This window comes from Zobellella aerophila, from assembly GCF_039539325.1.
In the GTDB taxonomy this organism is placed as follows: domain Bacteria; phylum Pseudomonadota; class Gammaproteobacteria; order Enterobacterales; family Aeromonadaceae; genus Oceanimonas; species Oceanimonas aerophila.
The window spans coordinates 647,515-666,194 of record NZ_BAABCX010000001.1 but is presented as its reverse complement, the minus strand read 5'-3'; the positions used below and the strand labels follow the sequence as shown (position 1 = coordinate 666,194).

The following is an 18,680-nucleotide window of genomic DNA, read 5'->3' as shown; positions in this document are numbered from 1 at the left end:
AATAAAGGGGTGTTAAAAAGGGAATGGGGACTTGGGAATGTATGGCCACTCCCTGATCTCCATTCCCCGTCTGTTGGTTACTTAGGTGTATTCCGCAACAAAGATTCCAGGCTGCCCACCGCGCCCAGCACACTGCTGGCTTCATAGGGCAGGAAGATACGATCCCCCTCTTTGCCGATGTCCGGCAGCGTCTTCAGGTATTCCAGGCCCAGCAGGTAGCCGATGACCAACTGGGGATCCAGGCGCTCGCCACCTGCCGCCAGCACCTTGTCGATGGCCTGACGCTGTCCTTCCGCCATCAGGATGGCGGCTTCTTTCTCACCTTCCGCGACCAGGATGTTGGAGCGCTTCTCCCCCTCGGCCTGGGCGATGGCGGCTTCCCGCTCACCGCTGGCCCGCAGTACCAGGGCCCGCCGTTCCCGCTCGGCGGCCATCTGCTTGCGCATGGCGTCTTCCACCTCAACCGGGATATTGATGTCCTGGATTTCCACCCGGGTGACCTTGACTCCCCACTTGTTGCCGGCTTCATCCATCACCAGTTGCAGCTTATCGTTGATCTCCTGACGGGATTCAAACAGCTTGTCGAGCTCCATCTTACCCACCTCAGACCGTAGGGAGGTCTTGGCCAGGATCTCGATTGCCTGGATCAGGTTTTCGGTCTGGTATACCGCTCGCTCGGGATCGATCACCTGAAAATAGAGGGCACCGTTGACGGTCACGCTGACGTTATCGGCGGTGATCACCGCCTGACCGGGAAAGTCGAGTACGGTTTCCCGCCGATCGATGCGCGTTTCTTCCAGCACCACGGGCACATTCTGACCGTCGATGGCCTGGTAGCGGCGTACCTTGATGGCCCTGGGCTTGTCGATGAAGGGGATCACCCAGTTGACGCCGGGGCTCAGGGTCTTGTTGTAGCTACCCAGGCGCTCGATCACCACGGCCTCGGATTGTTGCACTATCATCAGTCCCTTGATGATCAAGGCCAGGATCAACCCGGTCAGGATCAGCGAGATCAGCAGCATAGCATCCATTGCGCACTCCTCAGCATGTATTAAAATCAGTCGATTAAGGCGGTGATGCCGTCAAAACGGCGCACCTTGACCCGGGCTCCTGCGAGCAGAGGCCGGTTTGATTCACTGCGTACGGGGAACAAATCCCCTTCCAGTTTCAGCCTGAACTCACCGTTTCCCAGCTGCACCAGTACCCCTTCCCGCTCTCCCCGCTCACCGGCCAGGCCGCTGCTGCGCCGTGACGGTGCCCACCGGCGAAACAATACCTTCAGCGCTGGGGCGATCAGGGCCGCGGCAATGGCAAAGGTAAACCACTGGCCTGCCGCCCCTAGGTCCAGCAGGGCCGAGATCATGGCGACCAGGGCCGCCAGGCCCAGGGCAAAGGCAAAGAAGCCGGTTCCCAGCAACTCCAACAACAACAAGATCAAGGCGGCGATCAGCCAGAGGTGCCAAGCAAGCAGCATAGAAAGTTCCTGCGATAAATCGGCTACAAATGAAACACAGTTACTATAGAGGAGGAAGCAAGGGAAGGGAAATCAATCAGTAACGGCACGGGGGATCAGGAAGATGGCATGTGCCCCTCCCCTGCTCCCCGTTTTTCATACCATCAGGCGGTGACCGGCTTGGCCAGCTTAAACAGCTCAAAGAAGTTGGCGGTGGTCTGCTCCGCCACGCGCTCCGGAGAGATCCCCTTCAGTTGGGCGATATACTCGGCCACGGTGCGTACATAGGCAGGCTCGTTTTCCTCTCCTCTGAAGGGGACCGGCGCCAGCCAGGGGGAGTCGGTCTCCACCAACAACCGCTCCAGCGGCAGGGCCTTGACCACTTCCCGCAAGGCATCGGCGCTGCGGAAGGTGACGATGCCGGAAATGGAGATATAAAACCCCAACTCGATGGCCGCCTCGGCCATCGCCAGCGACTCGGTAAAGCAGTGCAGGACGCCGCCGACCTTCCGGGCCTGGCCCTGGCGCAGAATATCCAGGGTGTCCTGCTGGGCATCCCGGGTATGAATGATCAACGGTTTGTCGAGCTCGACTGCCGTTGCCACATGCTGTTCGAAGGCTGGCCTCTGCAGCTCCCTGGTCTCCGGCGCATAGAAATAGTCCAGGCCGGTCTCGCCGATGGCCACCACCGCCGGGTTGGCGGCCAGCTGGCGCAGCAAGGCGGCATCGAACGGCTCGTCGTTCTGATGCAAGGGATGCACCCCGCAGGAGGCAAACACCTGGGGATAGGGCGCGATGGCCTCGAGCATGGCCGGAAACGAGGACAGGCCCACGCTGATGCACAGCATATGGTTAACGCCACGGGCTCCGGCCTTGTTGATTACTTCGGCGATATTGGCATGTTTATTGCCGTATGTCAGACGATCGATATGGCAGTGGGAATCAACCAGCAAGCTTTTCTCCTCTTGTTATCCATTGGTTCAGCCATTGGCCGAGTTGCAGGGAACGGTTTAGCGGGCGGCCTCCTGGCAGGTTTACCCCCTGCTCCAACCGACGCAATCCGGTGATGGCGGCCAGCAGCTGATGGCCTCCCCGGGCGCTCAATTGCCGGCTCAGGGCCCGACAATCCTCCATCTTCAGCCAGTGGGACAGGCCCTGCGCCAATTGCAGCGCATCCTGTAGCAGGAAATGCAGCCAGAGCCATGTGACCGGTTGCGCCAATATGGCGGACTGCAGTTGTGGCAGCCGTTGGGGCTGTGCCGGCAGTGCTACAAAGTCCTGCAACAGACTCAGCCGCTGGTTATCGGCTTCGGAATTAAGGTAGTCCCGGCATTGCAGCGGCGAGCCCTGGTTGATATTAAGGATGGCGGTATTGGCTTCAAGCCCCTGCTCTGCCAGCCAAGTCAGCACCTGATCGGCGGCGGGCAATCCCAGGGCCCATTGCTGGCAACGGCTGCGGATGGTCGGCAGCAGTCGTTCGGGCTGATGGGTGATGAGGATCAGACAGGCCTGTCCCGCCGGCTCCTCCAGGGTTTTCAGCAAGGCATTGGCCGCCGCCTCGGTCATTTTATCCGCATGATCAAGCAGCGCCACCTTGGCACCGCCGAGCCGGGCACTTTCCGCCAGCACCCGGCTCAATGAACGGATGGTATCCACCCCTATGTTGGCGCCCTGCCCGCTTAACAGATGGTAGTCCGGATGGTTACCGGCCCGATGGAGCTGGCAGGCATGGCATTGTTTGCAGGGGGCGTTAATTGCATGTTGGCATAATATGGTTTTTGCCAAATGATCGGCCAGTACCCGCTTGCCCATGCCTTGAATACCGCTCAGCAACAGGCCGTGGGCCAGTTGCCCCCGTTGCAGCTGTTGCTGTAAACGATGGTAAGGCGGCACTAACCAGGGATACACAACTGTTGCTCCAGACAGGCGACGACGGCGGCTTTCACCTGCTCCGGCGATTGGCCGCCATCCAGGATAATAATACCGGGATCGGCGTTCGCCAGCTCAAGATAACGGGCCCGGGTACGGATAAAAAAGTCCAGCTGCTCCCGTTCTATCCGATCCAGTGCGCCCCGGGCCCGGGCCCGGTTCAGCCCCTGCTCCGGGTCAATATCCAGATACAGGGTCAGATCCGGAGCGAAATCACCCAGTACCGCCTCTTTGATCCGGGTTATCAAGCGGGCATCTATGCCCCGGCCGCCGCCCTGATACGCCTGGGAAGACAGATCATGGCGGTCACCCACCACCCAGCTACCGGCCGCCAGGGCAGGTACTATGCGGTTTTTAACCAGTTGCACCCGGGCGGCGTACATCAGCAGCAGCTCGGCTTCCATGGTCAGCGGCTCGGCATGGACCTCTTTGACCAACGCCCGCATCTTCTCCGCCAATGGCGTACCGCCGGGCTCCCGGGTGGTGACAACCGGCAGGCCCTTGGCCTCGAGCCAGTCAACCACATGGCCCTGAACCGTGCTCTTGCCGGCGCCCTCCAGTCCTTCAATAACAATAAATTGGCTCATCGCTTACCTGTTGAGAATATAACGGCGCACGGCCCTATTATGTTCGGCCAGGGTTTTGGAGAAATAATGGCGTCCCTCCCCCATGGCCACAAAGTAGTAGTAGTCGCCTTCGGCCGGCTGCAGGGTCGCCAGGATCGCCTCCTTGCTGGGCATGGCGATGGGGGTCGGCGGCAGGCCGTCTATCATATAGGTGTTATAGGGCGTATGAGTCTGCAGGTGCCGCTTGCGGATGTCGCCCTGGTATTCGTCCCCCAGGCCATAAATCACCGTAGGGTCCGTCTGCAGGCGCATGCCGCGGCGCAACCGGTTGATAAACACGGAGGCGATCATCGGCCGCTCGTCCGCGATGCCAGTTTCCTTCTCGATAATGGAAGCCAGGATCAAGGCTTCGTAAGGCGTCTTTATCGGCAGGCCTGGAGCCCGCTCGGCCCAGGCCTTGGCCAGGAAATCCTGCATCTCGCGATAGGCTCGTTCCAGGATGGTGATATCGCTATCGCCCGGGCTATAGCTGTAGGTCTCCGGTAGAAACAGGCCTTCCAGCTTGCTCCGCTTGCTCCCCAGACGGGCGAGCAGATCAGATTCATTCAGGCTGGCCAGCTCGATATCCAGATATTCGGCCTCGCTCAGCCGCGCCTGCCAGTCCTGGAAGCGCAACCCTTCAACCAGGGTCACCTGGAGCCGATAAATATCGCCGTTGACAAACTTGGTCAAGGCCGCACGCACGCTCATGCCCGGGGACAGCTGGTAAGTGCCCTGCCGGACCGCAGTCAACTCCGGGTGAAGCCGCAGCCATAGCCGGCGGCTGAGCGCAGCCACGGGATCGGCGCTCAGCCGGTTGATCAGCTGAGAGCTGGTCTCCCCACGTCCGACCACAAACAGCGGTTCTTCCTGCAGAGCCACCGGCATATTTTCCAGCTGAACCCATTGCTGGGCACCGTAACCCAATAGACCAAAGGTCAGCAGGAAGGACAAACGACCAAGCCATTTAAACACGCTTTTCATACTCACACTGTAATTGTCGAACCGTCGGGAAAGAGGTTATCACCCGCTCGGCCAGTGATGCCACCGGCACCACCCCCATCAGGGCATTGGTCAGCCAAATTTCGTCGGCCTGCAACAGGGCGGAGAGTCCGGCCCTGATCGGCTGCACCCTCTGCCCCCTTTCAGCCAGGGTGTCTATCACCCAGCGGCGCACCGTGCCTGTCACCCCGGAGCGCGACAGGTCCGGGGTGAATACCAGCCCTCCCCGCCGCCAAAACAGGTTGGCGGTCACCGCCTCGACCAATTCATCCACCTCATTGAGCACCAGGCCTTCATCCAGGCCGGCCTGCTCCAGCTCCGCTTTAAGCAGCACCTGTTCCAGCCGGTTGATGGTCTTCAAGCCCGCCAGCAGCGGGCTGCTGCCCAGCCGTCCCCTGCATACCCCCAATCCTATCCCCGTTTGCCGCCAGTCGTGATAGTGGGCGGGAAACGGCGAGCAGTTGAAGACAGCTGTGGTATCCCCACAGCCGGCAATACCATAACCGCGGGCCCCCGGGCCGCGCAGCAGGCTGATGCGCACCGCCTGCTCGCCGCCGCCAGCAATCAGTTCAAGGGCCATATCATGGAGTCGAACCCAATCGGGCGCGGCCATCTGCAGCCGGGTACAGGCCTCGGCCAGACGGGCCTGATGATAGGACCACAGCCGGAGCCTGCCGGCCTGAGCATGGATGGTGGTGAAATGCCCATCGCCCAGCTGCCAGCCTCGACGCAGGGCCGCCCCGCTGTCGGTATCGATGATAATGGGTTCCATAATCTCCAAATAAAAAAAAAGCCCGGCACCGGGCCGGGCTGTTTCAGGCCTGGGGCCATTATATGCGTTTGAAGATCAATGAGCCATTGGTACCGCCGAATCCAAAAGAGTTGGACAAGGCATAGTCAAACTGTCCGGATTTAGCCTGGTTCGGCACCAGATCCAGATCACACTCATCATCCGGATCGTCCAGGTTGATGGTGGGCGGCACGCACTGCTCTTTCAATGCCAGCACGGTAATGATGGCTTCAATCGCCCCGGCGGCGCCCAGCAGGTGGCCGGTCATCGACTTGGTGGAGCTGACCATCAGCTGATAGGCATGGTCACCAAACACCTGCTTGACCGCCTTCAGCTCGGCCACATCACCCAATGGGGTGGAAGTACCGTGCGCATTGACATAGCCGATGGCATCGGGGGAGATACCTGCATCCTTGATGGCATTGATCATCGCCTTGGCGGCACCACTGCCGTCGTCGGGCGGCGCCGTCATATGATGGGCATCGCCACTCATGCCGAAACCGATCAGCTCGGCATAGATTTTGGCGCCACGGGCCAGGGCATGCTCGTATTCTTCCAGCATGACAACACCGGCGCCGTCACCCAACACAAAACCGTCTCTACCTTTATCCCAGGGACGACTGGCCTTCTCGGGTTCATCGTTGCGGGTAGACAGTGCCCGGGCCGCCGCGAAGCCACCCATGCCCATTGGCGTGGACGCTTTTTCGGTGCCGCCGGCCAGCATGGCGTCGGCATCACCATAGGCGATCATCCGGGCCGCCAGGCCGATGCTGTGGGTACCAGTGGTACAGGCGGTGGTTGCCGCGATATTGGGACCGCGCAAGCCTTTCATGATAGAAAGATGACCGGACACCATATTAATGATGGTCGACGGCACAAAGAACGGGCTTAACTTGCGCGGGCCACTGGTCATCAGGCTGGTATGGTTCTGTTCGATCAGACCCAAACCACCTATGCCAGAACCGATGGACACACCAACGCGATCGGCGTTGGCGTCTGTTATCTCGAGACCCGCATCGGCAAACGCCTGCAGACCAGCCGCCACGCCGTACTGGATGAACAAATCCATCTTGCGGGCTTCTTTCTTGGCGATGCCATGGGCTTCGGGATCAAAATTCTTTACCAGGCCGGCAAACTTGGTGGTGTAATCTGTGGTATCAAAGTGCTCAATGTTGGTGATGCCGCTTTGACCTGCCAACAGGGCTTGCCAGCTGGAATCAACCGTGTTTCCGACAGGAGAGAGCATACCGAGGCCAGTCACCACGACTCTGCGTTTTGACACAGGAGCGCCTCCGAAAGGGGGTTAGTACAAAAGGGAAAGAACCGGGACGGCGAGCGCCGCCCCGGTACAGGTTTGTTATTCCTGATTGGCGTTGATGTAATCAATCGCGGCTTGAACGGTGGTGATTTTTTCCGCTTCTTCATCAGGAATTTCAGTGTCGAATTCTTCTTCCAGAGCCATTACCAGCTCAACTGTGTCCAGGGAGTCAGCGCCCAGATCATCAACAAAAGAGGCTTCGGATTTAACTTCTTCTTCCTTAACACCCAGTTGTTCAACAATGATTTTCTTTACGCGTTCTTCGATGTTGCTCATGACCAGTATTTTCCTTTAGAAATACGCAAGTGCGTGTCGTTGCGGTAGTGTATTAAATTGACCGCAGTTTGCAAGCCTATTTGAGGCTGGTCTAACCAGAATTCTTGCTAAAAATGCAGCAATTTCCGCCAAACAGCCTGCAATTGCGGTCATTTTCATCAAACCATGTACATGCCGCCATTAACGTGCAGTGTCTCACCGGTGATATATCCCGCTTCTTCTGACGCTAAAAATGCCACGGCGGAGGCGATCTCCTTGGGATCGCCCAGGCGCTGGGCCGGAACCTGTGACAAGATACCGGCCCTTTGCTCTTCATTCAATGCATGGGTCATATCGGTTTCGATAAATCCGGGCGCCACCACATTGACGGTAATGCCGCGGGAAGCCACTTCCCGGCCCAGCGACTTGCTGAAGCCGATCAGGCCGGCCTTGGCGGCGGCATAGTTGGCCTGGCCGGCATTACCCATGGTGCCGACCACGGAGCCGATGGTGACGATACGGCCGAAGCGTTTCTTCATCATGGCCCGCAGCACCGCCTTGGACAGGCGGAATACCGAGGTCAGGTTGGTGTCCAGGATATCCTGCCACTCTTCATCCTTCATCCGCATCATCAGGTTATCACGGGTGATGCCGGCATTGTTGATCAGGATATCGATATCGCCGAAGCGGGCCTTGATGGTGTCCAGCATGGCGTTCATCGAGCCGACATCGGTGACATTCAATACCAGACCCGCACCCTGTTCGCCCAGATAGGCGCTGATGGCCTCGGCACCCTTTTCACTGGTGGCGGTCCCGATCACGGTCGCGCCACGGCTGGCAAACAATTCAGCGGTTGCGCGACCGATCCCCCGGCTGGCGCCGGTGACCAGTACCACTTTACCGGAAAAACTCATAGTGACTCCTTAGACTGTGCAAAGGGCTGACAGGGTGAAGCACGCCGACACGCCGTAAACCCATCCCTGGGGGCTCGGCGGCGCCATCCATGGCGCCAACGGTCGGCTTGGCCACGCCCCTGCCATCCCTCATCAATTCTGTTCGTTATTTACAGGAAGCCCAGTGTCTCCACATGGCCCTATTTAACCCTGTACGGCCGCCAATGCCTGCTGCAGGCCGGCGGCGTCATTGACGGCCAGGCCTTCGACCCGCTTGTCGATGCGCTTGGCCAGGCCGGTCAGCACCTTGCCCGGGCCCATTTCCAGCGCCAGGGTGATGCCCTGCTCCGCCATCGACTCGACGGTTTCGGTCCAGCGCACCGGGCTGTACAGCTGGCGAACAAGCGCGTCCTTGATCCGGTCGGGCTCGATTTCCAGCGCCACATCGACATTGTTGACCACCGGAATGGCGGGCACATTGAAGGTCATCGCCGCCAGGGTCTGCGCCAGCTGCTCGGCGGCGGGGCGCATCAGGGCGCAGTGGGAAGGCACGCTGACCGGCAACGGCAGGGCGCGCTTGGCACCGCTTGCCTTCATCAGGGCATTGGCCCGCTCGACCGCCGCCTTGTTGCCGGCGATCACCACCTGGCCGGGAGAGTTGAAGTTGACCGCAGAGACCACTTCCCCCTGCTCCGCCTGGGCGCAGTTAGCGATGATGGTGTCGTTGTCCAGGCCGATGATGGCGGACATGGCGCCGGTGCCCTCTGGCACCGCCTGCTGCATCAGCTGACCGCGCAACTCGACCAGCTTGACCGCATCACTCAGGCTCAGCACGCCGGCACAGACCAGGGCCGAATACTCGCCCAGGCTGTGGCCCGCCATCACCGCTGGCTGGACACCGCCTTCTTGCAGCCACAACCGCCACAGGGCGACCGACGCGGTCAGCAGGGCTGGCTGGGTGCGCCAGGTCTGGTTCAGCTCTTCCGCCGGGCCCTTGAGCACCAGCTCGGCCAAGTCATATCCCAGGGCGCTCGAGGCCTCGGCAAAGGTATTTCTTACCACGTCAAAGTCGGCCAGCACGCCCGCGAGCATACCCACCGCCTGAGATCCCTGTCCGGGAAAGGTAATGGCAAATGACATTCTGTTTCCTTCTTTAATAACGTACCAACGCCGAGCCCCAGGCGAAGCCGCCGCCGAAGGCTTCCAGCAACACCAGGTGACCCCTTTGAATTCGGCCATCCCGCACCCCTTCATCCAGGGCGATGGGTACGCTCGCGGCCGAGGTGTTGCCATGCTTATCCAGAGTCAGGATCACCCGCTCCAGCGGCATGTTCAGCTTGCGGGCGGTGGCGTTGATAATACGGTAATTGGCCTGGTGCGGGACCAGCCAGTCCAGTTCGGATTTGTCGATACCATTGGCTTCCAGGGTCTGGGTGACGATATCGCTCAACCGTGATACCGCAACCTTGAACACCTCGTTGCCTTTCATATGCATATAGGCGTCCATCTCACTGCCGCTGACACCCCGTTTCGGATGAGACAGCTTGAGCAGCTCACCGTAACGGCCGTCCGCATGCAGGTGCGTGGACAGAATGCCCGGCTCTTCGCTGGCACCCAGTACCACGGCACCGGCGCCGTCGCCGAACAGAATAATAGTAGACCTGTCGTCGGGTGCACACATGCGTGACAGGGCATCGGCGCCGATCACCAGCACATGCCGGGCCTGGCCGCCGCGGATAAATTGGTCGGCCACGCTCAGGGCATAGCTGAAGCCAGCACAGGCGGCGGCAATATCAAAGGCGGGAATACCCGGCACTTCGAGCATCGCCTGCACCTCACAGGCCGCCGCCGGAAAGGCATTGTCGGCACTGGTGGTAGCCAGCACTATCATATCCAGCTGCTGGGCGCCGATGCCGGCCGCCTCGAGCGCCCTGAGCGCGGCACCATAGGACATGGTCGCTATGGTGTCTTCCACCCCGGCGATACGACGTTCGCTGATGCCGGTGCGTTCTACTATCCAGTCATTGCTGGTTTCTACCATTTGCTCCAGGTCGGCATTGGTGCGTACCGCCTCTGGCAGGTAGCTGCCAGTTCCCAATATTTTACTGTTCATAGGCGTTATCTTGCGTGACTGTCCATTGGAGCAGTATCAAAACGATGCGCGATACTCGCGGGCAATTCATGCTCAATTTCGGCAACAGCCTGCAAAATCGCATTTAAAAAGGCGGGCGAGCCGGCGCTCCCGTGGCTCTTGACCACACTGCCGCGTAATCCTATCAGACTCGCCCCGTTATACTGGTCGGGGTTCAGATGGGAAAGGCGTCTTTTTATCCAGAAACGCAGCATTTTCCATAACAAACCGCGCCTTTCCCCCAAGCCCAGCAACATGCGGGCCACCCCCTCACTGGTCTTCAGGGCGACATTGCCGACAAAGCCGTCACACACAATGACATCGGCCCGGCCGGCAAACAAGCCGTCCCCCTCAATAAATCCCGTATAGTTCAGGTTGGGGATCGCCGCCAACAACTGACCCGCCTGGCGTATGGCGTCACTGCCCTTGCTGGCTTCGGCCCCCACATTGAGCAGGCTGATACGCGGCGAGGAGATCCCCAGGACATGGCGGGCGGCCTGCTCCCCCATCACCCCGAAGCGGGCCAGGGTAGTGGCATCACAGCTGATATTGGCGCCCACATCCAGCAACAGCGCATAGCCGCCCCTGGCCTGGGGCAAGCGGGTGATCAACGCCGGCCTGTCGACCCCGGGTACCGTATTTAATACCCGTATCGCCATCGCCATCAGGGCACCGGTATTGCCGGCACTGACGCAGGCAGCCGCCTCCCCGCTGGCCAGGGCATCGAGGGCTTTACGCATGGAAGAGTTGGCGCCGTAACGCAAGGCATGGGTCGGCTTTTGCTCGTTGGTCACCACCTGGCTGGTAAAGCATACCGACACGCGGGGATGATGAAGCAGCTTGCAACGGTTAAGCCAGGCGCTCAACTCCGGCTCCAGGCCAAACAGGATTAGCTTGAGATGTGGCAAAAGCGACAGTGCCTGCGCGGCGGCAGGCACTGTGACCGGGGGGCCATAATCGCCCCCCATCATATCTAACGCAACGGTCAGCTGCGGCAAAAGGCAACCCTTACTTGGCGATTACCTTTTTGCCACGGTAGAAACCGTCGGCGGTGATATGGTGACGACGATGAAGTTCGCCGGTGGTTTGGTCCACAGACAGAGCGGCAGTGCTCAGTGCATCGTGTGAACGACGCATACCACGTCTGGAACGGGTTTTACGGTTCTGTTGTACGGCCATTTGACCTCACTCCTAAATCAGTTACTTACGTTTTAATTCTTCCAGGATTGCAAAAGGATTCGGCCGTTCCTCGGTGGTTGGGATATCACCAAAGCTCATGTCATATTTACCTTCGGCACAGTGTTCATTTTCATGAACCGGTACCAGGGGCAGATTGAGGATGAGCTCATCCTCGATGACCTGAACCAGGCTGATCTCGCCAAATTCATCCACCTCGAAGGTGTCGTACTCTTCTGGCAATTCCGGCGCATCGGCATCTTCATGCTGAGGCGTGTATGTAAATTCGGACTCTATAGTGGTATCAAACAGCTCGTTACATCTTTGGCACTGGAGCGTCGCCTGTACTCGGGCCTGACCCGACATCACGCGCAGCCCCTGGGCATCTGTACCAAAGCTCAGAGACACGTCGATATCACCATGGATACCTTGGGTTGAATCCGCCAGTCTGGGCATCAGCGCAGGCGCGAATACGCCTCGATACTCAAGCCGTTTCAGCGCACAGCGTGCGGGGTCAACCTTAATGGGCAACTTTACCTTTTCCATAAGGCGCGCATATTATAGCGTCAAGTCACGGGAGTCAAAGGGAAAAACATGCCACAGCCGAGATAACGGGGCCGGGAGCCAAAGAATAAACCAAGAGGCATGACGATAGCGGCCAACCCCCCTAAAATACCTCTATCGTTTCCTTATATTATCGGCGCTATTCTTACTCATGTCCTCCCTGATCCTCGCCTCCTCTTCTCCTTACCGGCAACAACTGTTATCCCGTCTGGGGCTGAGCTTCCGTTGCCATAGCCCGGATATCGACGAAACCCCCCTGCCCGCGGAAACGCCGCAACAGCTTGTGCTGCGCCTGTCCCAACAAAAAGCCGAAGCGGTGGCCGGCCACTACCGGAAGGGGCTGATCATCGGCTCGGATCAGGTTTGTGTCAACCGGGGACATATACTCGGCAAGCCGGGCACCCTGGCCAATGCCCGGGCCCAGCTGGCCGCCGCCAGCGGCCGACATGTCACCTTTTATACCGGCCTCGCCCTGCTTGATGCCGCCAGCGGGAAATGTCGCTCGCTGGTTGAGCCCTACCAGGTACACTTCAGATCCTTGAGCGAGACACAGATCGAGCGTTATCTTGCCCGCGAGCCGGCGTTGGACTGCGCCGGGGCCTTCAAGAGCGAAGGCTTGGGAATAAGCCTCTTTGAACGCATGGAAGGCCGGGATCCCAACAGCCTGATCGGCCTACCGCTGATTGCGCTGGTCGAGCTGCTGGCCGAGTTTGGGGTGGATGTGCCTTGAAAACACAGCAGTAAGCTAGGAGCAGGAAGATCCCGCCATTGATGGCAAGATCTTCCGAATGGATACAGGCTTGCTGACACTGCTTCTTTTAAAGCCAATGCCCAAGCTGGCGGATATCGTCGATCAGGGTGATCGGCGCATGTTGGCATAATTGGGTTTTATCGTGCACCCCATAGGTCACCCCTATCCGGTCCATTCCGATGGCCTCGGCCATCGCCAGATCATAGATGGAATCACCCACCATCACCGCCTGCTCCGGCCTGAGCTGCAGCTCATCGAGGATCTGATACAGCATCAGCGGATCAGGTTTGGATTTAGCCTGATCGGCACCGCGCAGGGCATGGAAATAGGGCTCCAGGCCGGTGTCGGCCAGTACCCGGTCCAGCCCTACCCTGGCCTTGCCGGTGGCCACCGCCAGCCGGTATCCCTGGCCATGCAACTGGCTGATGGTCTCCGCCGCCCCGGCAAACAAGGGGGTCGGGGTCGTGTCCAGCTCCAGATAATGGCGCCGGTAGGCCTCAAACAGCGCGTCGGTCTGGTGCGCAGACAAGGCCCCGAAGATCACCGGAAACGCCTCCCGCAGGCTCAGCCCGATAATGTGCCGTACCCGCTCCGGGCTCGGCAGCGGCAGGCCGCAGTCTCCTGCCGCTCCCCGCATGGAAGACACAATGCGCGCCACCGAGTCCATCAGGGTGCCGTCCCAGTCAAAAATCACCAGCTGATATTTCATGCCGTCGCCATCCGCGTCAACAGGGTCTTCAACGCCGGCTCAAGGGGCGCTTCCAGTACCATGGTCTGCTCCAGCCCGGGATGGAAGAAGCGGATGCGACAGGCGTGCAAAAACAGCCTCTGCAGGCCCAGGCCACGCATCTTCTCGTCAAACTGGCGGTCACCGTATTTGTCATCGCCGGCGATCGGATGGCCGGCGTGCAGGGCATGCACCCGGATCTGATGGGTCCGTCCGGTGACCGGGCTGGCTTCCACCAGGGTGGCTTCCTGGAACTTCTGCACGATACGGAAGCGGGTTTCCGACGGCTTGCCGTCCTTATCCACCCGTACCACCCGCTCCCCCGAAGCCAGTTCGTTCTTTTTAAGGGGCGCATTCACCCCCTTTTGATGGGCCTGCCACTGGCCGCGTACCAGGGCCAGATAATGCTTGTCCATGGTTTTTTCGCGTAGCTGCTCGTGCAGGCTACGCAGCATGCTGCGTTTCTTGGCCACCAGGAGAATGCCCGAGGTATCCCGGTCAAGCCGGTGCACCAGCTCCAGGAAGCGCGCCTCGGGACGCAATGCCCGCAGCCCCTCAATGACCCCGAAACTCAAGCCGCTGCCGCCGTGCACCGCGGTGCCCGAGGGTTTGTTCAACACGATCAGTGCATCGTCTTCATAGATGATGGCGGTATCGAGCGCCTGCACCTTGCCCAGCCGGGCCGAAGGCAGCTCATTGTCCCGCTCGGCGACCCGCACCGGCGGCACCCGCACCTGGTCACCGGTCAGCAGTTTGTATTCAGGTTTGATCCGTTTTTTGTTAACCCTTACCTCACCCTTGCGCAGTATTCGATAAATCAGGCTTTTGGGAACGCCTTTAAGCTGAGTCCGTAAAAAATTGTCGATGCGCTGCCCTTCATGCTCAGCCTCTATGGTGAGCAGTCGCACACTTTGCGGTTCTTGTTTCATGGTCGCCATTCTAGCATTGCCCGAACCCTTTTTGCTGTAAAAAAGGTGCCTTGCTAAGGTTGTGGATAAAATGTGATAATGCCTGGGTTTTTTGCATCACCAAGGTCTGGTGACGCACCTTGAACACCCCTGATTATCCGTTTTATTCGCGACCTCCGGGACCCTTTCCCTTCGTCGAGAAACGCACCCGAAAAGCGCCTCATGCGTATCCAGCCGGGAGGCTGCATTTATTACGCTATAGACTCGAGGCCGGTGCCGGTCGGAATAAAAGGCTGATGAGGGGACGCGGACGCTGTAGCAACAGCAAAAATCTATAAAAAGAGTACTCAATGAAGAGAATGTTAATCAACGCGACTCAAGAAGAAGAGTTGCGCGTTGCCCTGGTAGACGGCCAGAAAATGTATGATCTGGATATCGAGAGCCCGGGCCACGAACAGAAGAAAGCCAATATCTACAAAGGTAAAATCACCCGGGTCGAACCCAGCCTGGAAGCGGCCTTCGTCGACTACGGCGCCGAACGTCACGGTTTCCTGCCCTTAAAAGAAATCGCCCGCAACTACTTCCCCGCCGGTTACAGCTACCAGGGCCGCCCCAATATCAAGGAAGTGGTCAAGGAAGGTCAGGAAGTCATCGTGCAGATCGATAAAGAAGAGCGGGGCAACAAGGGCGCCGCCCTGACCACCTTTATCAGCCTGGCCGGATCCTACCTGGTGTTGATGCCCAACAATCCCCGGGCCGGCGGCATCTCCCGCCGTATCGAGGGTGATGAGCGCACCGAGTTGAAAGAATCCCTCGGTCAGCTCAAGCTGCCCGACGGCATGGGCCTTATCGTGCGTACCGCCGGAGTCGGCAAATCCGCCGAAGAACTGGAATGGGATCTGCACGTATTGCTGACCCACTGGTCCGCCATCCAGGAAGCCTCCGAAAGCCGCTCCGCCCCTTTCCTCATCCACCAGGAAAGCAACGTCATCGTACGCGCCATTCGGGACTATCTGCGTCGTGATATCGGCGAAATCCTGATCGACAACCCGCTGGTGTTCGAGCGCGCCAAGCAGCATATCCAGCTGGTGCGCCCGGATTTCGTCAACCGGGTCAAGCTGTACGAGGGCGAAGTGCCCATGTTCAGCCACTTCCAGATCGAAAGCCAGATCGAATCCGCCTTCCAGCGGGAAGTTCGCCTGCCTTCCGGCGGCAGCATAGTGATAGATCCCACCGAAGCCCTGACCAGTATCGATATCAACTCATCCCGGGCCACCAAGGGCGGCGATATCGAAGAAACCGCCCTGCAGACCAACCTGGAAGCGGCGGAAGAAATCGCCCGCCAGTTACGCCTGCGCGACCTGGGTGGCCTGGTGGTGATCGACTTCATCGACATGACCCCGGTACGGCACCAGCGCGAGGTGGAAAACCGCCTGCGTGACGCCGTGCGCCAGGACAGGGCCCGCATCCAGCTGGGCCGCATCTCCCGCTTCGGCCTGCTGGAGATGTCCCGTCAGCGCCTGCGCCCCTCGCTCGGCGAGTCCAGCACCCATGTCTGCCCTCGCTGTCTGGGCCAGGGCACCATACGCGACACCGAATCCCTGGCATTGGCGATTCTGCGGCTGATCGAAGAAGAGGCACTGAAAGACAATACCGGCCAGATCCATGCTCAGGTTCCGGTCGACGTCGCCGCCTATCTGCTCAACGAAAAACGCAAAGCGATCGCCAGCCTGGAAACCCGCTACAAGGCCGATATTTACATCATTCCCAATGAGCAGCTGGACACCCCCCACTTTGAAGTGGAGCGGATTCGCACCAATGACATGGAAGATGTAACCAGCTATGAGCTGAAAACCCGGATTGAACAGCCGGTCTACGCCCCCAAACAAACCCAGGGCACCCCCTATGAGCAACCTGCCCTGCAAGGCTTTACCGCCCCTGCCCAACCCGCCCCGGTGGTAAGCAAACCCGAACAGCCGGTATCCGCACCGCCGCAAGCGGGCTTGTTCAGTCGCCTGTGCAGCGCCATTGCCAGCCTGTTTAAAGGTTCGGCCCAGCCACCGGCTGAGCAGGTGATCACGCCGCCGGCGGAGGCCGCACCGGTCCAAGCCCGTCAAGCCAACCGCCGCGAGCGGGACGACAGGCGCAGCCGCTCCAGCCGCAAGCCCCGCACCGAGGCCCGGCAGGAAGAGCGCCGCGCCAAGCCCCAGCCGCAGGAAAGCCAGCCTGAAGCCGAGGCCAAGCCCGACAAACCCAGACGTGAGCGTCGCAAGCCGCGTCGCGAACAGGCCCCGGCCGATGCCACCACCCAGGCGCGCAAACCGCAACAGCAGGATGTGCCCGCCGAGCCGGCCACCGTCGTGGCGGCCGCCGAAACCGGTGTACAGGAGCAAAAAGAACAGGCCATCGCCGAGCGTCGTCAGCGCCGTCAGATGCGTAAAAAAGTGCGTATGCAGGCAGAGGAACAGACTCAGTCCGCCGACCTTGTAAGCACAGAACTAAGCCCGGAAAGCACCTCGCACGAAGCCCAGGCTGAGCCGAGCGGCAGACGTTCCCGCCGCGCTCCCCGAGCGCGTAAAGAAGAGGTTGTCGCCGAGTCAGAGGCTCAGGCCGAACAAGGTGTGCAACCACAAGAGGCCGCCCAGGCCGAACCGGCCGCCGAACGCCATGGTCATCAACGGAGCCAGATGCCGAAGCGTAAGCGCATCAACGAAGACAGCCGGCGTCAGCGTCGCCAGGACAGCGCCGCCGCCCTGATCGCCGCCCAGGGTGAGCATGTATGGGTTGCCAAGGAAACGGAGCAGGCAGTCACTGCCGACAGCCAACAGTCCCCAGCCCTGGTGGTTGAAGACAAGGTTGAACAGCCCGCGCCTGCGGTCGAACGGCCCGCGCCTGCGGTCGAACGGCCCGCGCCTGCGGTCGAACAGCCCGCGCCTGCCGTCGAACAGCCCGCGCCTGCGGTCGAACAGCCCGCGCCTGCGGTCGAACAACCCGCGCCTGCGGTCGAACAGCCCGCGCCTGCGGTCGAACAACCCGCGCCTGCGGTCGAACGGCCCGCGCCTGCGGTCGAACAGCCCGTGCCTGCGGTCGAACAGCCCGTGCCTGCGGTCGAACAGCCCGCGGCCCAAGCCGTGTCGGAAGAGCAGGCTGCGCAGCCGGAGCCGAGCCCAGTGGTGGACGCCAGCTCCCCAGCTCACCCTGCCCATGAGGTGATCAAGGTCAGCCACCCCCAGTCCGGTTTATATCAGGCGGCCAGGAAAGCATCTGCGCCCATGACCAAGCCGCCGGCGGCCCCCGAACTGCCCAAGGTACATGTGGACTATCCGCCTCTGGAGCGTAAACCGCTGCTGATCAGCGGTCGCCATGCCGGCTCCGCCGCCGCCCGTAATAAGGCATCGGCTCCGATGAGCAAGCCCCAATAAAGGCTAATCACCTCATCATCGCTACCAAAAAGGCTCCCGCGGGAGCCTTTTTCTTTACCAGATAACCCGCTAAATAACTGTTCCTAATACTGCTACGTCGCGGAACAGCTATTTAGACTCAACCACGCTGCAGCGCCATCGCCTGTAGCAGGCCATCACAAGCCGACTCGATCAAATTCAGTACCCGCTCGAAGCCTTCTTCTTCATCATAGTAGGGATCCGGCACCTCCAGCTCGCCGCAGGTCGCGAAGCTGAGCAGCAACTTGACCTTATGCAGATGCTCGGGCGGGCACTGGGCCTTCAGATCGGCCAGATTGCTCCTGTCCGCCGCCAAAATAAAGTCAAATCGATCAAAGTCCTCGGCCTGTACCTTGCGGGCACGGATACCGGAAAAGTCATAACCCCGGGCCTGACCGGCGGCCTGCGCCCGCGCATCGGGTTCGGCCCCAACGTGATAGCCGATAGTGCCGGCCGAGTCGACCACCAGCGGCACACCGGCCTGCCGGGCCTTGCCCCTGAGCACGGCTTCGGCGGTGGGTGAACGGCAGATGTTGCCCATACAGACGAATAAAACCTTATAGTTTTCCTTGTTTTTCAAAATCTTAACCCTCTTTTTCGGCTCTTCGCCCGGGAGTGAATAATAACTTAAGTTTTTTCAGGTATTTACGGATAATTTTGGGGGAGATTTCCTGAATTACAACAGACCAGTTGAGTCCTCCTTCCGCCTCTGATCCGATTTATACGGGCAACTACATG

20 protein-coding genes are annotated in these 18,680 nt (G+C 59.8%); 2 read left to right on the top strand and 18 right to left on the bottom strand.

The genetic code is table 11. The features are described from left to right. Nucleotides 1-77: 77 nt before the first annotated feature. From ABD806_RS03070 to yceD, 15 genes are all read right to left on the bottom strand, one after another. Complete coding sequence (locus ABD806_RS03070; RefSeq protein WP_344954596.1) at nt 78-1,031, bottom strand: SPFH domain-containing protein; 954 nt, start codon at nt 1,029-1,031, stop codon at nt 78-80. Nucleotides 1,032-1,057: 26 nt separating this feature from the next. After that, nucleotides 1,058-1,474: an NfeD family protein gene (locus ABD806_RS03065; protein ID WP_344954594.1), complete on the bottom strand. Its 417-nt coding sequence runs from the start codon at nt 1,472-1,474 to the stop codon at nt 1,058-1,060. A gap of 143 nt (nt 1,475-1,617) precedes the next feature. Further along, complete coding sequence (locus tag ABD806_RS03060; protein WP_344954592.1) at nt 1,618-2,406, bottom strand: TatD family hydrolase; 789 nt, start codon at nt 2,404-2,406, stop codon at nt 1,618-1,620. After that, nucleotides 2,396-3,361 (bottom strand): DNA polymerase III subunit delta', encoded by a 966-nt coding sequence (holB, locus tag ABD806_RS03055; protein WP_344954590.1) that lies wholly within the window; start codon nt 3,359-3,361, stop codon nt 2,396-2,398. The genes ABD806_RS03060 and holB overlap by 11 nt, the downstream gene beginning before the upstream one ends. Further along, nucleotides 3,346-3,969, bottom strand: a complete 624-nt coding sequence (tmk, locus tag ABD806_RS03050; protein ID WP_344954588.1) for a dTMP kinase — start codon at nt 3,967-3,969, stop codon at nt 3,346-3,348. Before tmk ends, holB begins: the two co-directional genes overlap by 16 nt. A gap of 3 nt (nt 3,970-3,972) precedes the next feature. Continuing rightward, nucleotides 3,973-4,971 (bottom strand): endolytic transglycosylase MltG, encoded by a 999-nt coding sequence (gene mltG / locus ABD806_RS03045; protein WP_344954586.1) that lies wholly within the window; start codon nt 4,969-4,971, stop codon nt 3,973-3,975. Continuing rightward, nucleotides 4,955-5,761, bottom strand: coding sequence for an aminodeoxychorismate lyase (gene pabC, locus ABD806_RS03040; protein WP_344954584.1), 807 nt, complete (start codon nt 5,759-5,761; stop codon nt 4,955-4,957). Before pabC ends, mltG begins: the two co-directional genes overlap by 17 nt. A gap of 58 nt (nt 5,762-5,819) precedes the next feature. After that, nucleotides 5,820-7,061 carry a beta-ketoacyl-ACP synthase II gene (gene fabF / locus ABD806_RS03035; protein ID WP_344954582.1) on the bottom strand — a complete coding sequence of 414 codons (1,242 nt, stop codon included), beginning with the start codon at nt 7,059-7,061 and terminating at the stop codon, nt 5,820-5,822. A gap of 75 nt (nt 7,062-7,136) precedes the next feature. Next, a complete protein-coding gene (gene acpP / locus ABD806_RS03030; protein ID WP_014292450.1) occupies nt 7,137-7,373 on the bottom strand; it encodes an acyl carrier protein in 237 nt (78 codons plus the stop codon). Between the two features lie 158 nt (nt 7,374-7,531). Next, entirely contained in the window at nt 7,532-8,266 is a 735-nt protein-coding gene (gene fabG, locus ABD806_RS03025) for a 3-oxoacyl-ACP reductase FabG (RefSeq protein ID WP_344954572.1), read from the bottom strand. A gap of 183 nt (nt 8,267-8,449) precedes the next feature. Then, the gene (fabD, locus tag ABD806_RS03020; RefSeq protein WP_344954570.1) at nt 8,450-9,385 is read right to left on the bottom strand and encodes an ACP S-malonyltransferase; all 936 of its coding nucleotides are present in this window, start codon (nt 9,383-9,385) and stop codon (nt 8,450-8,452) included. 13 nt (nt 9,386-9,398) lie between these two features. Then, the gene (locus ABD806_RS03015; RefSeq protein ID WP_344954568.1) at nt 9,399-10,358 is read right to left on the bottom strand and encodes a beta-ketoacyl-ACP synthase III; all 960 of its coding nucleotides are present in this window, start codon (nt 10,356-10,358) and stop codon (nt 9,399-9,401) included. Nucleotides 10,359-10,363: 5 nt separating this feature from the next. After that, on the bottom strand, nt 10,364-11,374 hold the full coding sequence (gene plsX, locus ABD806_RS03010; protein ID WP_344954566.1) for a phosphate acyltransferase PlsX: 1,011 nt from the start codon (nt 11,372-11,374) through the stop codon (nt 10,364-10,366). A 10-nt stretch (nt 11,375-11,384) separates the two neighbouring features. After that, nucleotides 11,385-11,555 (bottom strand): 50S ribosomal protein L32, encoded by a 171-nt coding sequence (gene rpmF / locus ABD806_RS03005; protein ID WP_116473111.1) that lies wholly within the window; start codon nt 11,553-11,555, stop codon nt 11,385-11,387. Nucleotides 11,556-11,576: 21 nt separating this feature from the next. Next, the gene (gene yceD, locus ABD806_RS03000) at nt 11,577-12,098 is read right to left on the bottom strand and encodes a 23S rRNA accumulation protein YceD (protein WP_344954563.1); all 522 of its coding nucleotides are present in this window, start codon (nt 12,096-12,098) and stop codon (nt 11,577-11,579) included. Between the two features lie 169 nt (nt 12,099-12,267). On the opposite strand from yceD, the gene ABD806_RS02995 reads away from it, so the two are divergent. Next, entirely contained in the window at nt 12,268-12,846 is a 579-nt protein-coding gene (locus ABD806_RS02995; protein ID WP_344954561.1) for a Maf family protein, read from the top strand. An 88-nt stretch (nt 12,847-12,934) separates the two neighbouring features. Here the strand turns inward: ABD806_RS02995 and ABD806_RS02990 are convergent, their stop codons facing one another. Next, nucleotides 12,935-13,576: an HAD family hydrolase gene (locus ABD806_RS02990; RefSeq protein ID WP_344954559.1), complete on the bottom strand. Its 642-nt coding sequence runs from the start codon at nt 13,574-13,576 to the stop codon at nt 12,935-12,937. After that, nucleotides 13,573-14,523 carry a 23S rRNA pseudouridine(955/2504/2580) synthase RluC gene (gene rluC, locus ABD806_RS02985; RefSeq protein WP_344954557.1) on the bottom strand — a complete coding sequence of 317 codons (951 nt, stop codon included), beginning with the start codon at nt 14,521-14,523 and terminating at the stop codon, nt 13,573-13,575. The genes ABD806_RS02990 and rluC overlap by 4 nt, the downstream gene beginning before the upstream one ends. A gap of 329 nt (nt 14,524-14,852) precedes the next feature. On the opposite strand from rluC, the gene rne reads away from it, so the two are divergent. Continuing rightward, a complete protein-coding gene (gene rne / locus ABD806_RS02980; RefSeq protein ID WP_344954555.1) occupies nt 14,853-17,924 on the top strand; it encodes a ribonuclease E in 3,072 nt (1,023 codons plus the stop codon). Nucleotides 17,925-18,042: 118 nt separating this feature from the next. Here the strand turns inward: rne and ABD806_RS02975 are convergent, their stop codons facing one another. Next, nucleotides 18,043-18,522 carry a low molecular weight protein-tyrosine-phosphatase gene (locus tag ABD806_RS02975; RefSeq protein WP_344954553.1) on the bottom strand — a complete coding sequence of 160 codons (480 nt, stop codon included), beginning with the start codon at nt 18,520-18,522 and terminating at the stop codon, nt 18,043-18,045. Between the last annotated feature and the right edge of the window lie 158 nt (nt 18,523-18,680).